This window comes from Mycobacteroides immunogenum, from assembly GCF_001605725.1.
GTDB classification, from domain to species: Bacteria; Actinomycetota; Actinomycetes; order Mycobacteriales; family Mycobacteriaceae; genus Mycobacterium; species Mycobacterium immunogenum.
The window spans coordinates 1,429,867-1,448,490 of record NZ_CP011530.1; the positions used below are offsets into that span (position 1 = coordinate 1,429,867).

Here is an 18,624-nt window from a genome sequence, read left to right on the forward strand (position 1 = left end):
CCGGTCTACCTCTTGGTGAGGGCCTTGTTGATTGCGCCCGCGATCACCGTCATCGCGCGCATGGTCGGGTGGAAAGCCATCGGCCCGTAGTTCAATGGCGTCGCGGGGAACGTGTAGCCATACACCCAGGGATCGGCCGAACAGATATCGTGCCCACGGGTCAGGTCGGCGGCGGATACCAGTAGCGAACCGGTGCTGCGCGCGGCTTCTTTCGTTGTGGCCGCAAGGGTTTTCGCCAGCGACCTGGCGCGGTCGAATTGAGCGTTGGTGATCGGCAGCTTGTCCGGGCAGTATCCGGTGTCCGGTAGCACCGTCACATAGTCGACGTAGACGACGATGGCGTTCGGCCCACGCCGGTGCGCCTCACGGCCGATCTCCTGCAGGCTAGCGCCCACGCGTGTCGCGGCGCTGTCGACGTCGTCATCGGACCGGATGCCGCACACGCTCAGCCGCCACGAGAATGGCAAGGCGCTGGGATCTTTCGCGCATGACCATGCGACGAGGTTGGGCAGGTAGTAGATATCGTTTCCGCCCGCGGTGATGGTGACGAGCTTGGTGCTATCACGAACCGCGTCGAGCTGGGGCGGCTGAAAGTGTTGCCCACCGTGCAGAACATGCTGGGTGGTGGCCCCCGAACAGGTGACGTCGGTGAGGCCCAGGTGCCGCAGCCTGGCCAGCTGGTGGGGGTAGTTGTTGCCGGATCGGATGCAGAGAATGGGGCTCGTCGGATCTCGGTTGGGTACCCCCGGCCCGGCGCCGAACGAACTTCCCAGGGCTACATATTCATGATTGCCGGCCGGGGCCCGCTTGCCCTGATATGCGATCAGTGCCGTCGCGGTACCGATCACCATGAGAACCGCGATGATGAAGGCGCCCAACACCTGCAGCGCGAGCACCACACCCCGCGCCAGTCGCGACCGCTGCGAAGGTGCGTCGGTCTGTGCCGGCGATGGGGACATGGCGGAACTAGTTGGCGTGGAGCGCTGCGTTCAGCTCGAACGCACCGCCGTCGCGCGACACCACCTCAACCGCCCCGGTCTGCGAATTGCGCCGGAATAGCAGGTTGTTGGCGCCGGAGAGCTCGAGTGCCTTGATGGTCTTGCCGTCGGGCGTAGCGACCTTGGTGCCCGCGGTGACATATAGGCCGGCCTCGATGATGCAGTCATCGCCGAGGCTGATGCCCAGGCCGGAGTTGGCGCCCAGTAGCGAGCGCTGACCGACCGAGATCACCTGGCTGCCGCCGCCGGACAGCGTGCCCATGATCGACGCGCCGCCGCCGATGTCGGAGCCGTCGCCCACCACGACGCCCGCGGAGATTCGGCCCTCCACCATCGACGCGCCCAGCGTGCCGGCATTGAAGTTCACGAATCCCTCGTGCATGACCGTCGTGCCGGGCGCGAGGTGCGCGCCGAGGCGTACCCGGTCGGCGTCGGCGATACGCACGCCCGAGGGCACCACGTAATCGACCATGCGGGGGAATTTGTCGATACCGAACACGGTGACCACACCGCGGGCGCGGAGCCTGGCGCGGACCGTCTCAAATCCCTCGACCGCGCAGGGGCCGAAGTTCGTCCACACCACGTTGGTGAGCACGCCGAACAGTCCGTCGACGCTGGCGCCGTGTGGCTGGATCAGCCGGTGCGAGAGCAGATGCAAGCGCAGGTAGGCGTCATAGGCGTCGACGGGCTTGTCTTCCAGCGAGCCAATCGTGGTGCGTACCAACACCTTCTCGACACCACGAGCGGGATCCGAGCCGGCCAGCCCGGCCAGCTCGGCGGATGCTTCCGGCTCGAAGATTCGCTCGGTACCCGGGGTGCCCGGGGTATCGGTCAATTCGGGGGCCGGGAACCAGGTATCCAGAACCGATCCGTCCGCCGCGATGGTCGCCAGGCCAAGTGCTACTGCTCCGCTCACGGTGTACACGCTAGCCTGAATCAGTGGCGCTTGAACTCGCTGGTGACCCCATCGCCCTGACGGCTGCCCTGGTAGACATCCCCAGTGAGTCCCGTCACGAGGCCGAAATCGCCGATGCGGTCGAGGTTGCGCTGCGGGACCAGACCAGTGGCTTTGAGGTGATCCGCAACGGCAACGCGGTGCTGGCCCGCACCAACAAGGGCCTCGGCACCCGGGTGATGCTGGCCGGGCACCTGGACACTGTGCCCGCCGCCGACAACGTGCCCAGTCGCTGGGAACGTGGGGAGGGCGGCGACATTCTGTTTGGCTGCGGCACCGTCGACATGAAGTCCGGGGACGCCGTCTTCTTGCACTTGGCTGCCACCGTGACACCCCGCGTCGATCTAACCCTGGTGTTCTACGACTGCGAGGAGATCGAGTCCTCGGCCAACGGTCTGGGCCGTATCGAACGTGAACTACCCGAATGGCTCGACGCGGACCTCGCCATCCTGGGCGAGCCCACCGCCGGGCTCATCGAAGCAGGCTGTCAGGGCACCTTGCGCGTGGTCATCCGGGCTGCGGGTACCCGTGCGCACTCGGCGCGATCCTGGCTGGGGGACAACGCCATTCATAAGCTGGGTACCGTGCTGGACCGACTTGCCGCGTACCGGGCGCGCATCGTCGACATCGACGGCTGCGAGTACCGGGAAGGCCTGTCAGCGGTACGGATCGACGGCGGTGTCGCCGGAAACGTCATCCCCGACGCGGCGGCCGTCACCGTCAACTTCCGGTTCGCCCCTGACCGCAGTCCGGAACAGGCGCTCGCGCATGTGCGTGAGGTTTTCGACGGGCTGGACGCCGAGATCGAACTCACCGACTCGGCCGCCGGCGCGTTGCCGGGCCTGGATCGTCCGGCCGCCGCTGAATTGATCGGTGCGGCAGGGGGAGTGGTGCGCGCGAAGTACGGCTGGACCGACGTGTCCCGATTCGCGGCTCGCGGCATCGCCGCGGTCAACTACGGGCCGGGCGATCCCAACTTGGCGCACACGCGTGGCGAACACGTTCCGGTCCGGCAGATCACCGATGTCACCGAGGTGCTTCGCCGCTATCTCAGCGTGTGACGGGTGCGGCGTACGTTCCCGGCGTCTGACCGAGAGTGCGCCGGTACACGTCGATGAAGGCGCTCGGCGTGGCCCAGCCGCATTGATGCGCCACGTAGGTCACCGGACGATCCTCGGCGAGCAGCCGCAACGCGTGATGAAGGCGGATCTGGGTACGCCACTGCGGGTAGGTCATGCCCATATCGGTGCGGAACAGCCTGGTCAGGGTGCGCTCGCTGGCACCCACGCGCCGCCCCAGGTCGGCCACCGTCCATACCTGGGTGAGGTCTTCTTCCACCAGGGCGCACGCCTCGGCCAAGCGTTCGTCGTGTGGGGTGGGCAGTTTGAGTGCCTGCTCCGGGCTGTGCCGGAGTTGATCGATGAGGACCACACGTAGCCGCGCGACCTCGTCTTCGGGTAGCTCGCCGGGATCGGAGCAGGTGATGATGAGCTCACGTAGCAAGGGCGAGACCGCGATGACGGTGGGGTTCGCCAGCTCCACGGAGTAGGCCGCCGGATCGAATGCCACCGAGTGGAACTGGGTGGGGCCGTAAAAGCGATGTTCATGACCGGCGCCGGAGGGGATCCACAACGCGCGGTTCGGTGGTGCGATCCAGGTGCCGTCATCGGTGGTCACCGCCAGAACGCCGCTGGCCGGGTACACGATTTGGTGTTCCTCGTGCCAATGGCGATTGATGCGATGGCCCCCGGCCACCGACATCGCCCCGGTGAGATGGCGGTTAATCAACACAAGATGGCATTTTATCGGAGGCTTGCGCGCCGGCGCATCCATAATCTCGTCCTTCGTGACCGATTTGGCGAACGATGAACAGCTGACAGCGCGGCATACCCCACGGATCGCGCCCGCACCGGTATCGGCGTGGAATCGCATGCGGTACTGGGCAGTTGCGCATGCCGTCGACGACTTCTATCAAGGCCTGGTGCCCGCGGCAATTCCCTTCTTCGTGCTGGAGCGCCACTACAGCTACGCGGCAGCATCGGGCCTGGCGCTCGCGGCGACGCTGGGAAGTGCACTGCCCCAACCACTGCTCGGTCTCATCGCGGATCGGTGGCGGCTGCTGTGGATGGCGCCCGTGGGCCTGGCAGCCGCCGGAGTCGGTGCCGGCCTTGCCGGACTGGTGCCGGGCTACTGGCTGGTCTGGGCCATGCTGCTCATCTCAGGACTGGGGGTGGCGGCTTTTCATCCTGCCGCCGGACGCGATGCCCGGCGCGACGCGGGAGACAGCGCCACCGCGATGAGTCTGTTCGCCGCCGGAGGCAGCGTCGGCTTCTTCCTGGCGCCCGCACTGGTGACTCCCGCGCTGGTGTCCTCAGGTCTGGGTGCCACGGCCTGGTTCATCCCGCCCGCCGTCATCATGGGATTCGTGTTGTGGCGCTATCAGCTGCGGCTGGGATCGGCTACCTCCGTGCAGCGACAGCTGGCCGGCAGGGATCGTTGGGGCGCCTTCTCGGTGCTGGTGGCCGTCGAGGTGGTGCGTTCGGCGGTCTACTTCGGCATGAACACTTTCATCGCGCTGTACCTGATCAATCACCTCGGTGTTTCCGCCGCCATCGGTGGTGCCGGGCTGGCGATGTTCCTGGGCGGCGGTGTGATCGGCACCCTGCTCGGCGGCCGGATCAGCGACCGGATCGGGATGATCGCCACCATCCGGGTCGGCAGCATCGTGGCGATCCCCGCCTTCGTGGCGCTGCGCATATGCCCGCAGCCCTGGGTCGCGCTGGCGCTGGCCGCCGTGGTCGGCATCGCCGTGAACATCCCCTTCGCGGTACTGGTCAAACTCGGACAGGACTATCTGCCGACACGTCCCGGCACGGCCGCCGGGGTGACACTGGGGCTGGCCGTGAGCGTCGGCGGATTCTTCGTTCCGCTGCTGGGCGTGCTGGCCGATCACCATGGCCCCGCGGCGGTGTTGACCACGCTGTGCGGCATACCGATTCTGGCGATTGTGCTGGCCTTCCTGCTGCCGCAACCCGGGCGGGAATAGCGCACCGAATGTGGGGGGTTGGCCGAGAGGTGAAACTCGGAGTGGCCATCGGCCGACCCCTCAGCGTTCAGAGTGACACCAACCTGGTCGACTCGTTCATCGCGCACGCACGCCGGGTGGCAGACGCCGGGGTAAGCACGCTATGGCTGGGGCAGATGTACCACTATGACTCGATCACCATGGCTGCCGTCGTAGGGCAAGCAGTTCCCGATGTCACTGTGGGGGTTTCGGTCATTCCCATCAACCCGCGCCATCCCATCGAGGTGTCGGCGGCCGCGCAGACCGCGCAGGCCGCCACCCACGGGCGCTTCCAGTTGGGCTTGGGGCTCGGCGCCCCGGTGATCGAAGGTCCCAGTTACGGCCTGCACGTAGACAAACCGATACGCCGTCTACGTGAGTACCTCACCACCCTGCGGCAACTGCTGGACACCGGAACCGCGCAGTTCCATGGTGAGACTCTCACCGTCGCACCTGAATTCACCACCGCCCAGCCTGGCGGCGAGAACATTCCCGTGTTGGTGGCGGCGATGGCGCCGCAGGCGCTGCGCGCCACTGGCGAGCTGGCCGACGGCACGATTCCGCTGCATGCCGGACCGCGCGCGCTCAGCCAACAGATCGTCCCCGTCATCAACACCGCCGCCGAACACGCCGGCCGGCCGCGCCCACGGGTCATCGCCGGCGTGGCTGTCGTCGTCACTTCCGAGCCCGAACGGGTGCGGGCGCTGGCCATTGAAGACATGGCCTTTTACGAGAACATCCCGTCGTATCGGAAAGTGCTTGACGCCGAAGGTGTTCAGCACACCGGAGAGCTGGCGATCATCGGCGATGAGCAGCATGTGGCCACGGAGCTGCAGCGCTATTTCGACGCCGGGGCCACCGAAGTCTTCGCCAGCCACACCGAGTTGGGCGGGGCCCAGGACGAGGCCCGCACACTGGCGCTGCTGGGGGAGCTGTCCCGCGGAAACTGAATTGCCGGCGGCCCCTAGGCTGGCTAGGTGCCCGATCAACCGCTAACCCAACTGCACGGACCCGTCCGGCTGCGCCGCGACCGTTGCGAGCTGACCACCGCCGATCAACGCCTGCTGGACAGTCACGAATCCGGCGCGTGGACACACACGGATCAATGGCGGGTGCTGCGCATCCAGAGTGAGTTCGTCGAGGGATTCGACGCGCTGGCGCAAACCCCCAAGGCGGTCACCGTTTTCGGCTCGGCCCGGACCACCCCGGATTCATTCGAGTACCGGCTGGGGCGTGACCTGGGCACCGCCCTGGTGAACGCCGGGTACGCCGTCATCACCGGCGGCGGACCGGGCGCCATGGAGGCCGCCAACCGCGGCGCCAGTGAATCGGGTGGTTACTCGGTGGGGCTGGGCATCGAGCTGCCGTTCGAGCAGGGCCTCAACGAATGGGTGGACCTCGGTATCAACTTCCGCTACTTCTTTGTCCGCAAGACGATGTTCGTCAAATACGCCCAGGCCTTCGTATGTCTGCCCGGCGGATTCGGGACTCTCGACGAACTTTTCGAGGCGCTCACCCTGGTGCAGACCCGTAAGGTGACGCGGTTTCCGATCATCCTGCTGGGCACCGAGTACTGGTCGGGCCTGCTCGACTGGATCCGCGGCACGCTGCTGCCCGCGGGCAAGGTCGGTGAGCAGGATCTTGCGCTGCTTTCGGTGACCGACAGTGTCGACGAGGCCGTCGAGATCATTCTCGCGTCGGCCGCTAACGGAAACGGAAGCCACCGATGAGCCTCTCCGTCTGTGTGTACTGCGCGTCCGGGCCACGCCACCCTGAGCTCTTGACATTGGCGAGTCGTCTGGGCACTGCCATCGCCGAGCGCGGCTGGACCCTGGTGTCCGGTGGCGGCAATGTGTCGGCGATGGGAGCGATCGCCCAAGCGGCGCGGGCGGCCGGTGGACGCACCATCGGCGTCATTCCGAAGACGCTCGTGCACCGAGAGGTCGCCGACACCGATGCGGACGAACTGATCGTTACCACCACCATGCGGGAGCGGAAGCAGATCATGGAGGATCGGGCCGACGCCTTCATCACGCTGCCCGGTGGGATCGGCACTCTGGAAGAGGTTTTCGAGACCTGGACCGCCGGCTACCTGGGATTGCACGAGAAGCCGGTGGTGCTGCTGGACCCTGACGGCCACTACACCGGCCTGTTGCGCTGGCTCGACGAACTTCAGGACAAGGGCTACGTCGCGGCCCCGGCCCGGGACCGGCTGCTGGTGCACACCGATATCGCCGCCGCACTCGACGCGTGTAAACCAACGGATTGACGGGGCCCTACGGTTCGTCAACAATGCGGTGAGCCAATGCCTACTGAGCGGTAATAAACACGGATGACCCGCGCGCGGGACGACCGACAACAGGGAGAATCAGATGTCCGCAAGCAGCACCATTCCGTCCACGGCCCGTAACCGGGTGCGGCTGACCGAAGTGCTGGCACAGCTCCCGTCGCTGGCGCTCGATCTGCCGATCATGGCGGGTGGTGTGTTGGGCGGCATCAAGGCGAACCCCAATGGGCGCCTCTCGATCGGCGCGCTGTTCGCCGAGCGCGCCGCCAAGTACGCCGACAACGTGTTCCTGCGGTTCGAGGGCAACGACATCACCTACGCGCAGGCCAACGCCACCGCCAACCGATACGCGGCCACCCTGGCCTCGCACGGTGTCGGCCGCGGCGACGTGGTCGGCATCATGCTGCGTAACTCGCCGCAGACCGTGCTGCTGATGCTGGCGACGGTCAAGCTCGGTGCCATCGCGGGCATGCTCAACTACAACCAGCGCGGCGATGTGCTCGCCCACAGCATCGGGCTGCTCGATTCCAAGATGTTGGTCACCGACGCGGAGTTCGAGGACGCCATCGGTGAGTCGGGCGTCAACGTGGTCTCACAGCTGACCGCCGACGAACTCGACCGGTTGTCGGTGCTGGCGCCCACCACCAACCCCAGCGCCACCGAGGCCGTGCTGGCCAAGGACCGTGCCTTCTACATCTTCACCTCCGGCACCACCGGGCTGCCGAAGGCCAGCGTGATGACGCACTACCGGTGGCTGCGCGGCATGTATGGCATCGGGAGCCTGGCCTTGCGGTTGCGGTCCAGCGACGTGCTGTACAGCTGCCTTCCGCTGTACCACAACAACGCGCTGACCCTCGCGGTATCGACGACGATCAATGCCGGAGCCACCCTGGCGATTGGCCGCTCGTTCTCGGTGTCGCGTTTCTGGGATGAAGTGATCGCCAGCCGCGCAACGGCATTCATCTACATCGGCGAGCTGTGCCGTTACCTGCTGAACCAGCCGCCCAAGCCCACCGACCGGCAGCACAAGGTGCGCGTGATCATCGGCAACGGTTTGCGGGCCGAGTTGTGGGGTGAGTTCACCAAGCGCTTCGGCATCAAGCGGGTGTGCGAGTTCTACTCGGCCAGCGAGTCGAATACCGCATTCGTCAACGCGCTCAACATCGATCGCACCGTAGGTATCTGCCCGTACCCGCTCGCCTACGTCAAGTACGACGTGGAGACCGGCGAGCCGCTGCGCGACGCGAAGGGCTTCCTGACCAAGGTCGGGGCGGGCGAGGCGGGGCTGTTGCTGAGCAAGGTAACCAGCATGTCCCCGTTCGATGGGTACACCGACCCGACCGCCTCGGAGAAGAAGCTGGTGCGCGACGCCTTCAAGAAGGGCGACACCTGGTTCAACACGGGCGATCTGATGCGCAATCTGGGCTGGGGTCACGCGGCGTTCGGGGACCGGCTGGGCGATACCTTCCGCTGGAAGGGCGAGAACGTCGCCACCACCGAGGTAGAGGCTGCCCTCGACAACAACGACGCGGTGGAAGAGTCCACCGTGTTCGGCGTCGAGGTGCCGGGCACCGATGGGCGTGCCGGCATGGCCGCCATCAAGCTGCATGACGGCGTCGAACTCGATCCAAAGTCGTTGAGCGATACCGTTTATCAGCATCTTCCCGCCTATGCGCTGCCGCTGTTCATCCGGATCGTCGACACCCTGGAGCACACCACCACCTTCAAGAGCCGCAAGGTGGAGCTGCGTGAGCAGGCGTACGGCGAGTCGGTGTCCGATCCGCTGTACGTGCTGGCCGGTCGCGCCGAGGGGTACGTCCCGTTCTATCCCGGGTACCCGGAGGAATTGGCGGGCGGCCAGCGCCCCAAGGGCTAGCCCACCCGTCGGTAGTACTTGACGTATCTACTCCATTCGTCAACGATTCGTTAGGCCCGGACAGCGTGGTACGGCGAATTCGGAGGACACATGGTGGTGCGCGAAAACATTCCGGCAGCAGCTCGCGAGCGGGTGAATCTGGCTGACGTGCTGGTACGGCTGCCGGCCCTGTTGCCTGATCTGCCGACCATCGTGCGCGGCGTGCTCAGCGCGGCCAAGGCGACACCCGGGGCGCGCACCTCGATCGGCAGCGTGTTCGCCGAGAGTGCTGCCCGCCATGCCGATCGGGTTTTCTTGCGGTGCGAGGGCAAGGACGTCACCTACGCGCAGGCCAACGCCACCGCCAACCGGTACGCGGCCACGCTGGCGTCCCAGGGTGTGCGGTGCGGTGACGTGGTGGGCATCATGCTGCGGAACTCCCCGGAGGTGGTGCTGCTGATGTTGGCGGCCACGAAGCTGGGGGCAGTGGCCGGCATGCTCAACTTCAATCAGCGCGACAATGTGCTGGCGCACAGCATCGGGCTGCTCGACGCGAAGGTCCTCGTCGCCGACTCGGAATTTGTCTCCGCGATCCAGGACTGTGGTGTACGGGTCGACGTGCTGTTCACCGTCGAGCAGTTCGACGAGTTGGCGCAGCACGCTCCGGCCACCAATCCCGCGGCTACCGCGGCGGTGCGCGCGAGTGACAAGGCGCTCTACATCTGCACCTCCGGGACCACCGGCCTGCCCAAGGCCAGTGTGATGACGCACTACCGCTATCTGCGCGCCGCGGCCGGATTCGGCAGTGTGACACTGCGATTGCGGCCCTCGGAAGTGTTCTACAGCTGCCTGCCGCTCTACCACAACAGCGCGCTCACCGTGGCCGTGGGATCCACCATGACCACCGGCGCGACCCTGGCCATCGGCCGCTCCTTCTCGGCTTCGCGCTTCTGGGACGAACTCATCGCGAACCAGGCGACGGGCTTCATCTACATCGGAGAACTGTGTCGGTATCTGCTGAACCAGCCCGCGAAACCCGTTGACCGCCAACACAAGGTGCGGGTGATGGTGGGCAACGGCCTGCGGGCGGAGCTCTGGGGCGAGTTCAGCCGGCGATTCGGAATCAAGCAGATCAGCGAATTGTATTCGGCCAGTGAGGCGAACACCGGATTCGTCAACGTACTCAACATCGATCGCACGGTGGGAATCTGTCCATCGCCGATCGCCTTCGTCGAATACGACGTGGAGACCGGCGAGCCCGCCCGGAACGCCAAAGGCTTCCTGACCAAGGTCGGTACCGGTGAGCAGGGGCTGCTGTTGAGCAAGGTGACCTCGCTGGCTCCCTTCGACGGTTACACCGATGCGAAGGCGACAGAAAAGAAGTTGGTACGTAACGCCTTCAAGAAGGGCGACGTCTGGTTCAACACCGGTGATCTGCTCCGGGACCTGGGCTGGCGCCACGCCGCGTTCGGGGATCGACTGGGCGACACCTTTCGGTGGAAGAGTGAAAATGTCGCCACCACCGAAGTTGAGGCGGCGCTGGACCAGGATGACGCGATCGAGGAGTCGACGGTCTTCGGCGTCGAGGTACCGGGCTGCGATGGCCGCGCGGGGATGGCCGCCATCAAACTTCACGGCGCGGCGCACTTCGATCCGGAAAGGCTGGGGCAGTTGGCCTTCAAGACGCTGCCCGGCTATGCGCTACCGCTGTTCATCCGGATAGTGGACAGCCTGGAACATACCGTCACGTTCAAGAGCCGCAAGGTGGAGCTGCGCGATGAGGCCTACGGCGATGCGGTGAGCGATCCGCTCTATGTACTGGCCGGCCGCGCCGAAGGTTACGTGCCGTTCTACCCGGAATACCCCGCCGAGCTCGCCGCCGGGCAACGTCCCAAAGGTTAGGCGTCTCAGGAGTTACTGTTCCCCGGTGGGAGTCAGCCGGAGAGTGCGTGCGTCGCGGCGCCGTCGTCTGCGGGTGAGCCGAGCCGACAACGACCTCACCAATGAGCAGTGGTTGGGGCTGGTACGGGCCTGGGGTGGCTGCGCCTACTGCGGTGCGACCGAAACCGCACTACAGCGCGATTGCGTGCAGCCGATCTCGCGGGGCGGCCGATACACGCAATCCAACGTGGTCCCGGCCTGCGCGTCCTGCAACTCCAGCAAGTGCAATGCCGAGGTGACCAGCTGGATGCGGCGCAAGCGCCTTGATGAGACGGCCTTTCTGCGCCGGTATGTGGAGGTCACTCAAGCGCTCGCCTAGGTGGTGTAGACGCCCGTCGGCTCATCGTGATAGCCCTTAGTACCTATCTCACGCGCCAGCGGGCTGCGGAAATCCGCTTCCCCGGCAAGGCAATCGAGGACATGACGGTAGTCGTATCGCGGCCGCCAGCCGAGTTCTGTTCGGGCCCTGGTATTGACGTAGACCCTGTCGATCGTCGGGAACATGGACCAGCCGTGCGCGGCGTACAGGCCGGGCTGATCCGGGAAGTATCGGGCCACCACGGCGCCCGGATCGGTGCGTAGTTGTGCGCCGTCATCCGGCGTGAAGGGCGTCGTCGCCGACACCACATACATGGCCCAGCCGATGGCTGGCGCACGATCGGCAGCCAGCAGATGTGCGTCGACCACATCGGCGAGATCCACCCGGCGGTACAGGTACTCGTTGGCTTTCGCGTTCTCGTCGCGGTACCGATTACGTACCGCGTCGTTGTCGTCCTGCTCGGGGAAGAACCGCGAGGTGCGCAGCACGATGACCGGAAGACCGCTGTCCTGATGCACCACATGGGCGATGTCCTCGGCGGCGGTTTTGGTGGCGCCATAGATGTTCTTGGGTACCGGGGCCACGTCCTCGGTGATCCAAGCCGCCTCGCCCGAACCGACGAGCGCGTGCCCGAACGCGCTGGTGGTGCTGGTGTAGACGAAGCTGGTGACCCCGGCGGTCACCGCCGCTTCCAGGAGCGCCAGGGTGCCCTCGATGTTGGTCTCGATGAAGTCGGCGCGCGTATGCGATCCGACGTGTGGTTTGTGCAGGGTCGCGGTGTGTAGCACCGAGGTCACCCCGGCCATCGCCGCGCCGACGAGTTCACGGTCGGCGATCGAGCCCACGATGTCGGTTGCCGGGCCCGCGGCGATATCGATTCCTGCGACGTCGGCTCCGCCTCGCCGCAACGTGCGTACCAGCGCCTCGCCCAGGTGGCCCGAGGACCCGGTAACCAGGAATCGATTCTCGCTCATATGCCCATACTGCCAAGGCCTGCAAGTCATTTCGTTCGCCGAGTGTGAAGCTGTTGCGAGAAAACGGGGCAAATCCCGCAATAGCTTCACACTCGGCGCGTGGCGCCATGGGTTTGGCCTGCACAATGAGGGCGTGCGTGAGACGTTTTGTGGGCGACCCGTCCGCACCGATCGTGCCCTCATCATGGCGATCGTCAACCGCACACCGGACTCCTTTTACGACCGTGGAGCCACCTTTACCGACGAAGCCGCCCAGGCCGCCGTGCACCGCGCCGTGCAGGAGGGCGCCGATGTGGTGGACATCGGAGGCGTCAAGGCAGGTCCGGGGGAGACCGTCGACACCGAAGCCGAGACCGCGCGGGTGGTGCCCTTCATCGAATGGGTACGTGGCGCGTATCCGGACCTGCTGATCAGCGTGGACACCTGGCGTGCCGAGGTCGCGGAGCAGGCCTGTGCGGCAGGCGCCGACCTGATCAACGACACCTGGGCGGGGGTCGATCCCGAGCTACCGGCCGTCGCCGCCGCCCACGGTGCCGGATTGGTTTGCTCCCATACCGGAGGCGCCATGCCGCGCACCCGGCCCTACCGCGTCAACTACGGAACCGAGGTCGACGGCGTCGTACGCGCCGTCATCGCCGAAGTGACCGCTTCCGCCGAGCGCGCGATGGCTCTGGGCGTATCAAAAGACGCGATCCTGATCGATCCGACGCATGACTTCGGCAAAAACACGTTCCACGGGCTCGCTTTGTTGCGCCACGTAAACGATCTCGTTAATACCGGATGGCCCGTGCTCATGGCGTTGAGCAACAAGGATTTCATCGGGGAGACTCTTGGTGTGGGACTGACAGAACGACTCGAGGGCACCCTCGCCGCCACCGCGCTGGCGGCGGCCGCCGGTGCCCGGATGTTCCGGGTGCACGAAGTCGGGCCCACACGCCGCACGCTGGAAATGGTGGGCTCCATCGTCGGAACTCGCCCACCGGCGCGAACAGTGAGGGGGTTGGCATGACCTCGACAATTGGCATCGAACAGAGCTGGCTGGACACCCACAGCTGGAACCGGCCCGAATGGACCGTCGAACAGCTCATCGCCGCGAAGAAGGGCCGCACCGTCTCGGTGGTGCTCCCCGCGCTCAATGAGCAGGAGACCGTGGCGGCCGTCATCGACACCATCAGCCCGCTGCTGGGCGGTCTGGTGGATGAGCTGATCGTGCTGGACTCGGGCTCCACCGATGACACCGCGATCCGGGCCGTGGCCGCGGGTGCGCGCGTGGTCAGCCGCGAACAGGCGCTGCCGGAAGTGCCGCCGAACCCGGGCAAGGGCGAGGTGCTGTGGCGGTCGGTGGCCGCGACCACCGGTGACGTCATCGCATTCGTCGACTCCGACTTGATCGATCCCGACCCGATGTTTGTGCCCCACCTGCTGGGTCCGCTGCTGTTGGGGCAGGGCATCCATCTGGTCAAGGGCTTCTATCGGCGTCCGCTCAAGGTCAGCGGGGCAGAGGATGCCAACGGTGGTGGGCGAGTGACCGAGCTGGTGGCCCGGCCCATGCTCGCGGCGCTACGGCCCGAGCTGAGCTGCGTGGTGCAGCCGCTGGGCGGCGAGTACGCGGGCACCCGTGAGCTGCTGTCCTCGGTGCCGTTCGCGCCCGGCTACGGCGTGGAGATCGGACTGCTCATCGACACCTACGACAAGCTGGGGCTGACGTCCATCGCCCAGGTGAACCTGGGTGTGCGCAGTCACCGCAACCGGCCGCTGGTGGAACTCGGGGTGATGAGCCGGCAGGTGATGGCGACCATGCTGTCGCGGTGTGGGATTCCGGACTCCGGTGTGGGTATCACGCAATTCTTCGCCGACGGCGACGGATTCACCCCGCGCAGTTCGGCGGTTTCGCTGGAGGACCGCCCGCCGATGAACACCCTGCGATAGGTACGCACTAGCGCTCACACTCGGCGTCAGGTCTTCTGAATTTCGCGTTCGCCCCCGGTTGGCGACCAGACCGTGACGATCATGTGGCCGTCATCGAGCCGCACCGAGGACGCGCCCTCGATATCGGCGACATAGAACGGCGTGAATCGCCGTCCGCGTAGATCGAATCCGATGGTGGCGTAGAGATTCTGGGCGAACCTGGCATGCAGATCGAGATCCTGCTCGTCGTGCACGGTGCCCCACACTTTGGCATCGCCCTGGGTGAGCTGGGTGTCGGTGGTCGCGGTGTGCAACTCGAAGCGGGGATCGCGCGCCAGGTCTGCGAGCTTGGTGGTGTCGGGCATGCCGCCCACGATGAGTCTGCCGTCGAAGATGCGGGGCTCCATCGGGCTGATGCGAGGCGCGCCGCTGCGGCGAAGCGTGGACAGGAAGCACAGGTTGCGCGTCGCGGCGTGGCGGCGAGTGAACACGTCGGCGACGGTCGGGGCCTGCCGGGTGAACTCTCGCCAGGTGGTCATGGCCCCACGGTAGGTCGGGATGTCGGACCCCGCTGGCAAGATCTGTGGGGTGACGTTCGCACTGACGTATCTGCTGGTTCTCATCGCGGTGGCCGCCGTGCTGTTCGTGCTGGGCTCGATGCTGTTCGGTCGGGGCGAGGAGCTGCCGCCGCTGCCCAAGGGCACCACCGCCACCGTCCTGCCCGCCGACAAGGTGACCGGGGCCGACGTGGACGCCGTCAAGTTCTCCCTGGTGTTCCGTGGGTACAAGGCCGGCGAGGTTGACTGGGTGCTGGACCGGCTGGCCCGCCAGATCGACGACCTGCGTGCCGAGCTCGACGAGGTGCGGGGCGCCCGAGTCAACATCGAAGCAAATGCCGACTAAGGAGCCCACCCGCTGTTCCTGGGCCGTGGATTCGGCCGGGTCCACGCTGTACACCGACTACCACGACAACGAATGGGGACGGCCGCTGTACGGCCGTGACGCCCTGTTCGAGCGGGTCTGCCTCGAGGCCTTCCAGAGTGGTCTGGCCTGGATCACCATCCTGCGTAAACGGGAGGGATTCCGGCGGGCGTTCGACGGGTTCCAGCCGGAGAAGATTGCCCGATACACCGACACCGATGTCGCCCGGCTGATGGCAGACGCCGAGATCGTGCGGAACCGCGCCAAGATCGAATCGGCGATTTCCAATGCCCGTGCCGTTCTGGATCTGGACACCGATCTGTCCAACCTACTGTGGTCGTTTGCGCCGAAACGCCGCGCCCGGCCGCAACGTCTTTCCGACGTGCCCGCGGTGACCGAGGAGAGCACCGCGATGGCCAAGGAGCTCAAACGCCGCGGGTTCCGTTTTGTGGGTCCTACCACGGCATATGCGCTGATGCAGGCCACCGGCATGGTGGACGATCATGTGCGTTCCTGTTGGGTTCCGCGGGCCGACACCACGCCCGACTGAGGGGCCAGTTGAGGGTCTGCTGTCCCCAGATGCTCCCGATAGGGAAGAATGGTCCAGTGAAACGGCAGCTCAGATAGGGAACAATGGTCGGAGATGCCGAACACCCTTGGCTGGAATTTGGAGGGAGCACACGATGGCGGCCATGAAGCCCCGAACAGGCGACGGTCCTCTCGAGGCTACGAAAGAGGGGCGCGGAATCGTCATGCGCGTGCCACTGGAAGGTGGCGGTCGCTTGGTGGTCGAGCTGACCCCGGATGAGGCTGCCGCGCTCGGCGACGAACTCAAGAACGTCACCAGCTAGGGCCTACCAGCCCCCGGCGCTAGCTGCAGACCTTCTGATAGATCTGCAGGGTCATCTCCGCGATGTGCGCCCACGAGAACTCTTCGATACAGCGGGCTCTACCGGCGTTGCCGTATTCGGTGGCGCGGGCTGGGTCCGCGACTAGCGCGTTGACCGCGTCGGCGATACCCGACTCGAATGCGGCGGCTTCGCTGCTCTCGTACGGCACCAAGGTCCCGGTGACTCCGTCAGCAACCACCTCGGGTATCCCGCCGACGCGTGACGCCACCACGGCGGTACCGCACGCCATGGCCTCAAGATTCACGATGCCCAAGGGTTCATAGATCGACGGGCACACAAAAACTGTTGCCGCGGAGAGCACCTCTCGCAGCTTGGGGATGGGCAGAAACTCGCGGATCCAGTGCACACCGGGCCGGGCAGCGGCCAACTCGGTGACGGCGCCGGTGATCTGTTCGGCGATTTCGGGAGTATCGGGCTCACCCGCGCACAGAATCAGCTGCACCTCGGGCGAGAATTGATGCGCTGCCGCCACCAGATGTCCCAGCCCCTTCTGCCGGGTGATTCGTCCCACGAAGGCGACAATCGGGCGGTTCAGGTCCACGCCGAGTTCGGCGAGCACCGATCCAGGCTGGGTGATCGCATCCGCCGGATCTACCGGGTACCACGAGGCGGTGTCGATCCCGTTGCGCACCACATGAATACGGTCAGGGTCCAGGTCGGGGTAGGTGACGAGGATGTCATCGCGCATCCCGCTGCTGACCGCGATGACGGCGTCGGCGGCGTGTATGGCGGTGTGTTCCACCCATGAGGACACCCGATAGCCGCCGCCGAGCTGCTCGGCCTTCCAGGGGCGGCGTGGCTCCAGGGAATGTGCCGTCAGGACATGCGGGATGCCATGCAGCAGCTTGGCCAGGTGACCGGCCATCCCGGTGTACCAGGTGTGTGAATGCGCCACCGTCGAACCGGCTGCCGCGGCGGCCATCACCAGATCGGCCGACAGCGTCGTCAGCGCCGGGTTGGCGCCATCCAGCGCGGGGTCGGGCCGATGGACAAAGGCGTTGTCCCGGGGTGCGCCCATGCAGTGCACGTCGACATCGCATAGCGTGCGCAGCTGCGCCACCAGCTCGGTGACGTGCACACCGGCCCCGCCGTATACCTCGGGCGGATACTCCCGCGTCATCATCGCCACCCGCGTCGTGGATGCGTCAGATGCGCCAGGACCGTCGGTCATAGCCACGACCGTAGTAGGTGGCTCCGACGGCCGCAGGCCCGCCACGGGGTGTAGCGCTGGCCGCTTCTGCCGACTGCCGATAGGTTGATTGCTATGAGGGCATCGCCACACGTTCTGGGGATCGTGCTTGCCGGCGGTGAAGGCAAGCGGCTCTATCCGTTGACCGCCGATCGAGCGAAACCGGCGGTGCCTTTCGGAGGCGCGTACCGCCTCATCGATTTTGTGCTGAGCAACCTGGTCAACGCGCGGTTCCTCCGTATTTGTGTTCTGACCCAATACAAGTCGCACTCACTGGACCGGCACATCTCACAGAACTGGCGTCTGTCAGGTTTGGCGGGCGAGTACATCACCCCGGTCCCGGCCCAGCAGCGGCTGGGCCCGCGCTGGTACACCGGTAGCGCTGACGCCATCCACCAGTCGCTCAACCTTATCTTCGACGAAGATCCCGAGTACATCGTCGTCTTCGGTGCCGACCACGTGTACCGGATGGATCCCGAGCAGATGCTGGACTTTCACATAGAAAGTGGAGCAGCGGTGACCGTCGCCGGAATCCGGGTGCCGCGCACCGAGGCAAGCGCCTTCGGATGTATCGATGCCGACGACACCGGGCGCATTCGTGAGTTCGTCGAGAAGCCCGCGAATCCGCCCGGCACGCCCGATGATCCCGATGCGGCCTTTGTCTCGATGGGCAATTACATCTTCACCACCAAAGAACTCATCGACGTCATCCGTGCGGACGCCGAGGATGACCACTCCGATCACGACATGGGTGGCGACATCATTCCCCGGCTGGTGGCCGACGGCCGCGCCGCGGTGTACGACTTCAACACCAATCTGGTGCCCGGGGCCACCGAACGCGACCACGCGTACTGGCGCGACGTGGGAACCCTCGACGCGTTCTACGACGCGCACATGGACCTGGTGTCGGTGCATCCTGTGTTCAACCTGTACAACCGGCGCTGGCCGATTCGCGGTGAATCGGAGAACCTGGCGCCCGCCAAGTTCGTCAATGGCGGTTCGGCACAGGAATCGGTGGTAGGAGCCGGCAGCATCGTTTCGGCCGCCTCGGTGCGCAACTCGGTGCTGTCCTCCAACGTCGTCATCGACGACGGCGCCGTTGTCGAGGGCAGCGTGCTCATGCCCGGTGTGCGGGTGGGGCGCGGGGCCGTGGTGCGGCACGCGATTCTGGATAAGAACGTGGTTGTCGGTGTGGGAGAACAGGTTGGCGTCGATATCGAACGCGACCGGGAACGGTTCAACGTCAGCGCGGGCGGCGTTGTCGCCGTCGGCAAGGGCGTTTGGATCTGAGCCGAATCGGAC

At 65.8% G+C, this 18,624-nt stretch carries 20 protein-coding genes; 14 read left to right on the forward strand and 6 right to left on the reverse strand.

Annotation, left to right across the window (positions count from 1 at the left end; translation table 11 throughout):
• Nucleotides 1-5: 5 nt before the first annotated feature.
• On the reverse strand, nt 6-959 hold the full coding sequence (locus ABG82_RS07155; protein ID WP_043077245.1) for an SGNH/GDSL hydrolase family protein: 954 nt from the start codon (nt 957-959) through the stop codon (nt 6-8).
• Between the two features lie 7 nt (nt 960-966).
• Nucleotides 967-1,914: a 2,3,4,5-tetrahydropyridine-2,6-dicarboxylate N-succinyltransferase gene (dapD, locus tag ABG82_RS07160; RefSeq protein ID WP_043077323.1), complete on the reverse strand. Its 948-nt coding sequence runs from the start codon at nt 1,912-1,914 to the stop codon at nt 967-969.
• Nucleotides 1,915-1,937: 23 nt separating this feature from the next.
• Between dapD and dapE the strand changes: the two genes are divergently transcribed.
• Nucleotides 1,938-3,014 carry a succinyl-diaminopimelate desuccinylase gene (gene dapE, locus ABG82_RS07165; RefSeq protein WP_043077244.1) on the forward strand — a complete coding sequence of 359 codons (1,077 nt, stop codon included), beginning with the start codon at nt 1,938-1,940 and terminating at the stop codon, nt 3,012-3,014.
• Here the strand turns inward: dapE and ABG82_RS07170 are convergent.
• Nucleotides 3,004-3,744, reverse strand: a complete 741-nt coding sequence (locus ABG82_RS07170; protein ID WP_043077322.1) for an AraC family transcriptional regulator — start codon at nt 3,742-3,744, stop codon at nt 3,004-3,006. The two genes, dapE and ABG82_RS07170, sit on opposite strands and share 11 nt — an antisense overlap.
• A gap of 55 nt (nt 3,745-3,799) precedes the next feature.
• On the opposite strand from ABG82_RS07170, the gene ABG82_RS07175 reads away from it, so the two are divergent.
• The 7 genes from ABG82_RS07175 to ABG82_RS07205 all read left to right on the forward strand — a co-directional run bounded on the left by ABG82_RS07175 (nt 3,800) and on the right by ABG82_RS07205 (nt 11,419).
• The gene (locus tag ABG82_RS07175) at nt 3,800-4,999 is read left to right on the forward strand and encodes an MFS transporter (RefSeq protein WP_043077243.1); all 1,200 of its coding nucleotides are present in this window, start codon (nt 3,800-3,802) and stop codon (nt 4,997-4,999) included.
• 29 nt (nt 5,000-5,028) lie between these two features.
• Nucleotides 5,029-5,967 (forward strand): TIGR03564 family F420-dependent LLM class oxidoreductase, encoded by a 939-nt coding sequence (locus tag ABG82_RS07180; RefSeq protein ID WP_078343890.1) that lies wholly within the window; start codon nt 5,029-5,031, stop codon nt 5,965-5,967.
• Nucleotides 5,968-5,994: 27 nt separating this feature from the next.
• Nucleotides 5,995-6,747 (forward strand): LOG family protein, encoded by a 753-nt coding sequence (locus tag ABG82_RS07185; protein ID WP_043077242.1) that lies wholly within the window; start codon nt 5,995-5,997, stop codon nt 6,745-6,747.
• On the forward strand, nt 6,744-7,286 hold the full coding sequence (locus tag ABG82_RS07190; protein ID WP_043077241.1) for an LOG family protein: 543 nt from the start codon (nt 6,744-6,746) through the stop codon (nt 7,284-7,286). Before ABG82_RS07185 ends, ABG82_RS07190 begins: the two co-directional genes overlap by 4 nt.
• Nucleotides 7,287-7,389: 103 nt before the next feature.
• A complete protein-coding gene (gene fadD6, locus ABG82_RS07195) occupies nt 7,390-9,180 on the forward strand; it encodes a long-chain-acyl-CoA synthetase FadD6 (RefSeq protein WP_043077240.1) in 1,791 nt (596 codons plus the stop codon).
• Nucleotides 9,181-9,270: 90 nt separating this feature from the next.
• Nucleotides 9,271-11,061, forward strand: a complete 1,791-nt coding sequence (gene fadD6 / locus ABG82_RS07200; protein WP_043077239.1) for a long-chain-acyl-CoA synthetase FadD6 — start codon at nt 9,271-9,273, stop codon at nt 11,059-11,061.
• A gap of 25 nt (nt 11,062-11,086) precedes the next feature.
• The gene (locus tag ABG82_RS07205; RefSeq protein ID WP_043077238.1) at nt 11,087-11,419 is read left to right on the forward strand and encodes an HNH endonuclease; all 333 of its coding nucleotides are present in this window, start codon (nt 11,087-11,089) and stop codon (nt 11,417-11,419) included.
• On the opposite strand, the gene ABG82_RS07210 is transcribed toward ABG82_RS07205, so the two are convergent.
• Nucleotides 11,416-12,393, reverse strand: coding sequence for an NAD-dependent epimerase/dehydratase family protein (locus ABG82_RS07210; protein ID WP_043077237.1), 978 nt, complete (start codon nt 12,391-12,393; stop codon nt 11,416-11,418). The genes ABG82_RS07205 and ABG82_RS07210 overlap by 4 nt on opposite strands.
• 133 nt (nt 12,394-12,526) lie before the next feature.
• On the opposite strand from ABG82_RS07210, the gene folP reads away from it, so the two are divergent.
• Both folP and ABG82_RS07220 read left to right on the forward strand, forming a co-directional pair.
• Nucleotides 12,527-13,402, forward strand: coding sequence for a dihydropteroate synthase (gene folP, locus ABG82_RS07215; RefSeq protein ID WP_054416741.1), 876 nt, complete (start codon nt 12,527-12,529; stop codon nt 13,400-13,402).
• Complete coding sequence (locus ABG82_RS07220; RefSeq protein ID WP_043077235.1) at nt 13,399-14,322, forward strand: glucosyl-3-phosphoglycerate synthase; 924 nt, start codon at nt 13,399-13,401, stop codon at nt 14,320-14,322. Before folP ends, ABG82_RS07220 begins: the two co-directional genes overlap by 4 nt.
• Nucleotides 14,323-14,348: 26 nt before the next feature.
• Here ABG82_RS07220 and ABG82_RS07225 read toward each other — a convergent pair whose 3' ends face one another.
• The gene (locus tag ABG82_RS07225; protein WP_043077234.1) at nt 14,349-14,840 is read right to left on the reverse strand and encodes a pyridoxamine 5'-phosphate oxidase family protein; all 492 of its coding nucleotides are present in this window, start codon (nt 14,838-14,840) and stop codon (nt 14,349-14,351) included.
• Nucleotides 14,841-14,889: 49 nt separating this feature from the next.
• Between ABG82_RS07225 and ABG82_RS07230 the strand changes: the two genes are divergently transcribed.
• From ABG82_RS07230 to ABG82_RS07240, 3 genes are all read left to right on the forward strand, one after another.
• A complete protein-coding gene (locus ABG82_RS07230; protein ID WP_078343911.1) occupies nt 14,890-15,204 on the forward strand; it encodes a DivIVA domain-containing protein in 315 nt (104 codons plus the stop codon).
• Entirely contained in the window at nt 15,194-15,772 is a 579-nt protein-coding gene (locus ABG82_RS07235) for a DNA-3-methyladenine glycosylase I (protein WP_043077232.1), read from the forward strand. Before ABG82_RS07230 ends, ABG82_RS07235 begins: the two co-directional genes overlap by 11 nt.
• 133 nt (nt 15,773-15,905) lie before the next feature.
• Nucleotides 15,906-16,073, forward strand: coding sequence for a DUF3117 domain-containing protein (locus ABG82_RS07240; RefSeq protein WP_005059648.1), 168 nt, complete (start codon nt 15,906-15,908; stop codon nt 16,071-16,073).
• A gap of 19 nt (nt 16,074-16,092) precedes the next feature.
• Here the strand turns inward: ABG82_RS07240 and glgA are convergent, their stop codons facing one another.
• Nucleotides 16,093-17,304: a glycogen synthase gene (gene glgA / locus ABG82_RS07245; protein ID WP_078343891.1), complete on the reverse strand. Its 1,212-nt coding sequence runs from the start codon at nt 17,302-17,304 to the stop codon at nt 16,093-16,095.
• A gap of 93 nt (nt 17,305-17,397) precedes the next feature.
• Between glgA and glgC the strand changes: the two genes are divergently transcribed.
• The gene (gene glgC, locus ABG82_RS07250) at nt 17,398-18,612 is read left to right on the forward strand and encodes a glucose-1-phosphate adenylyltransferase (RefSeq protein WP_043077231.1); all 1,215 of its coding nucleotides are present in this window, start codon (nt 17,398-17,400) and stop codon (nt 18,610-18,612) included.
• Nucleotides 18,613-18,624 lie beyond the last annotated feature (12 nt).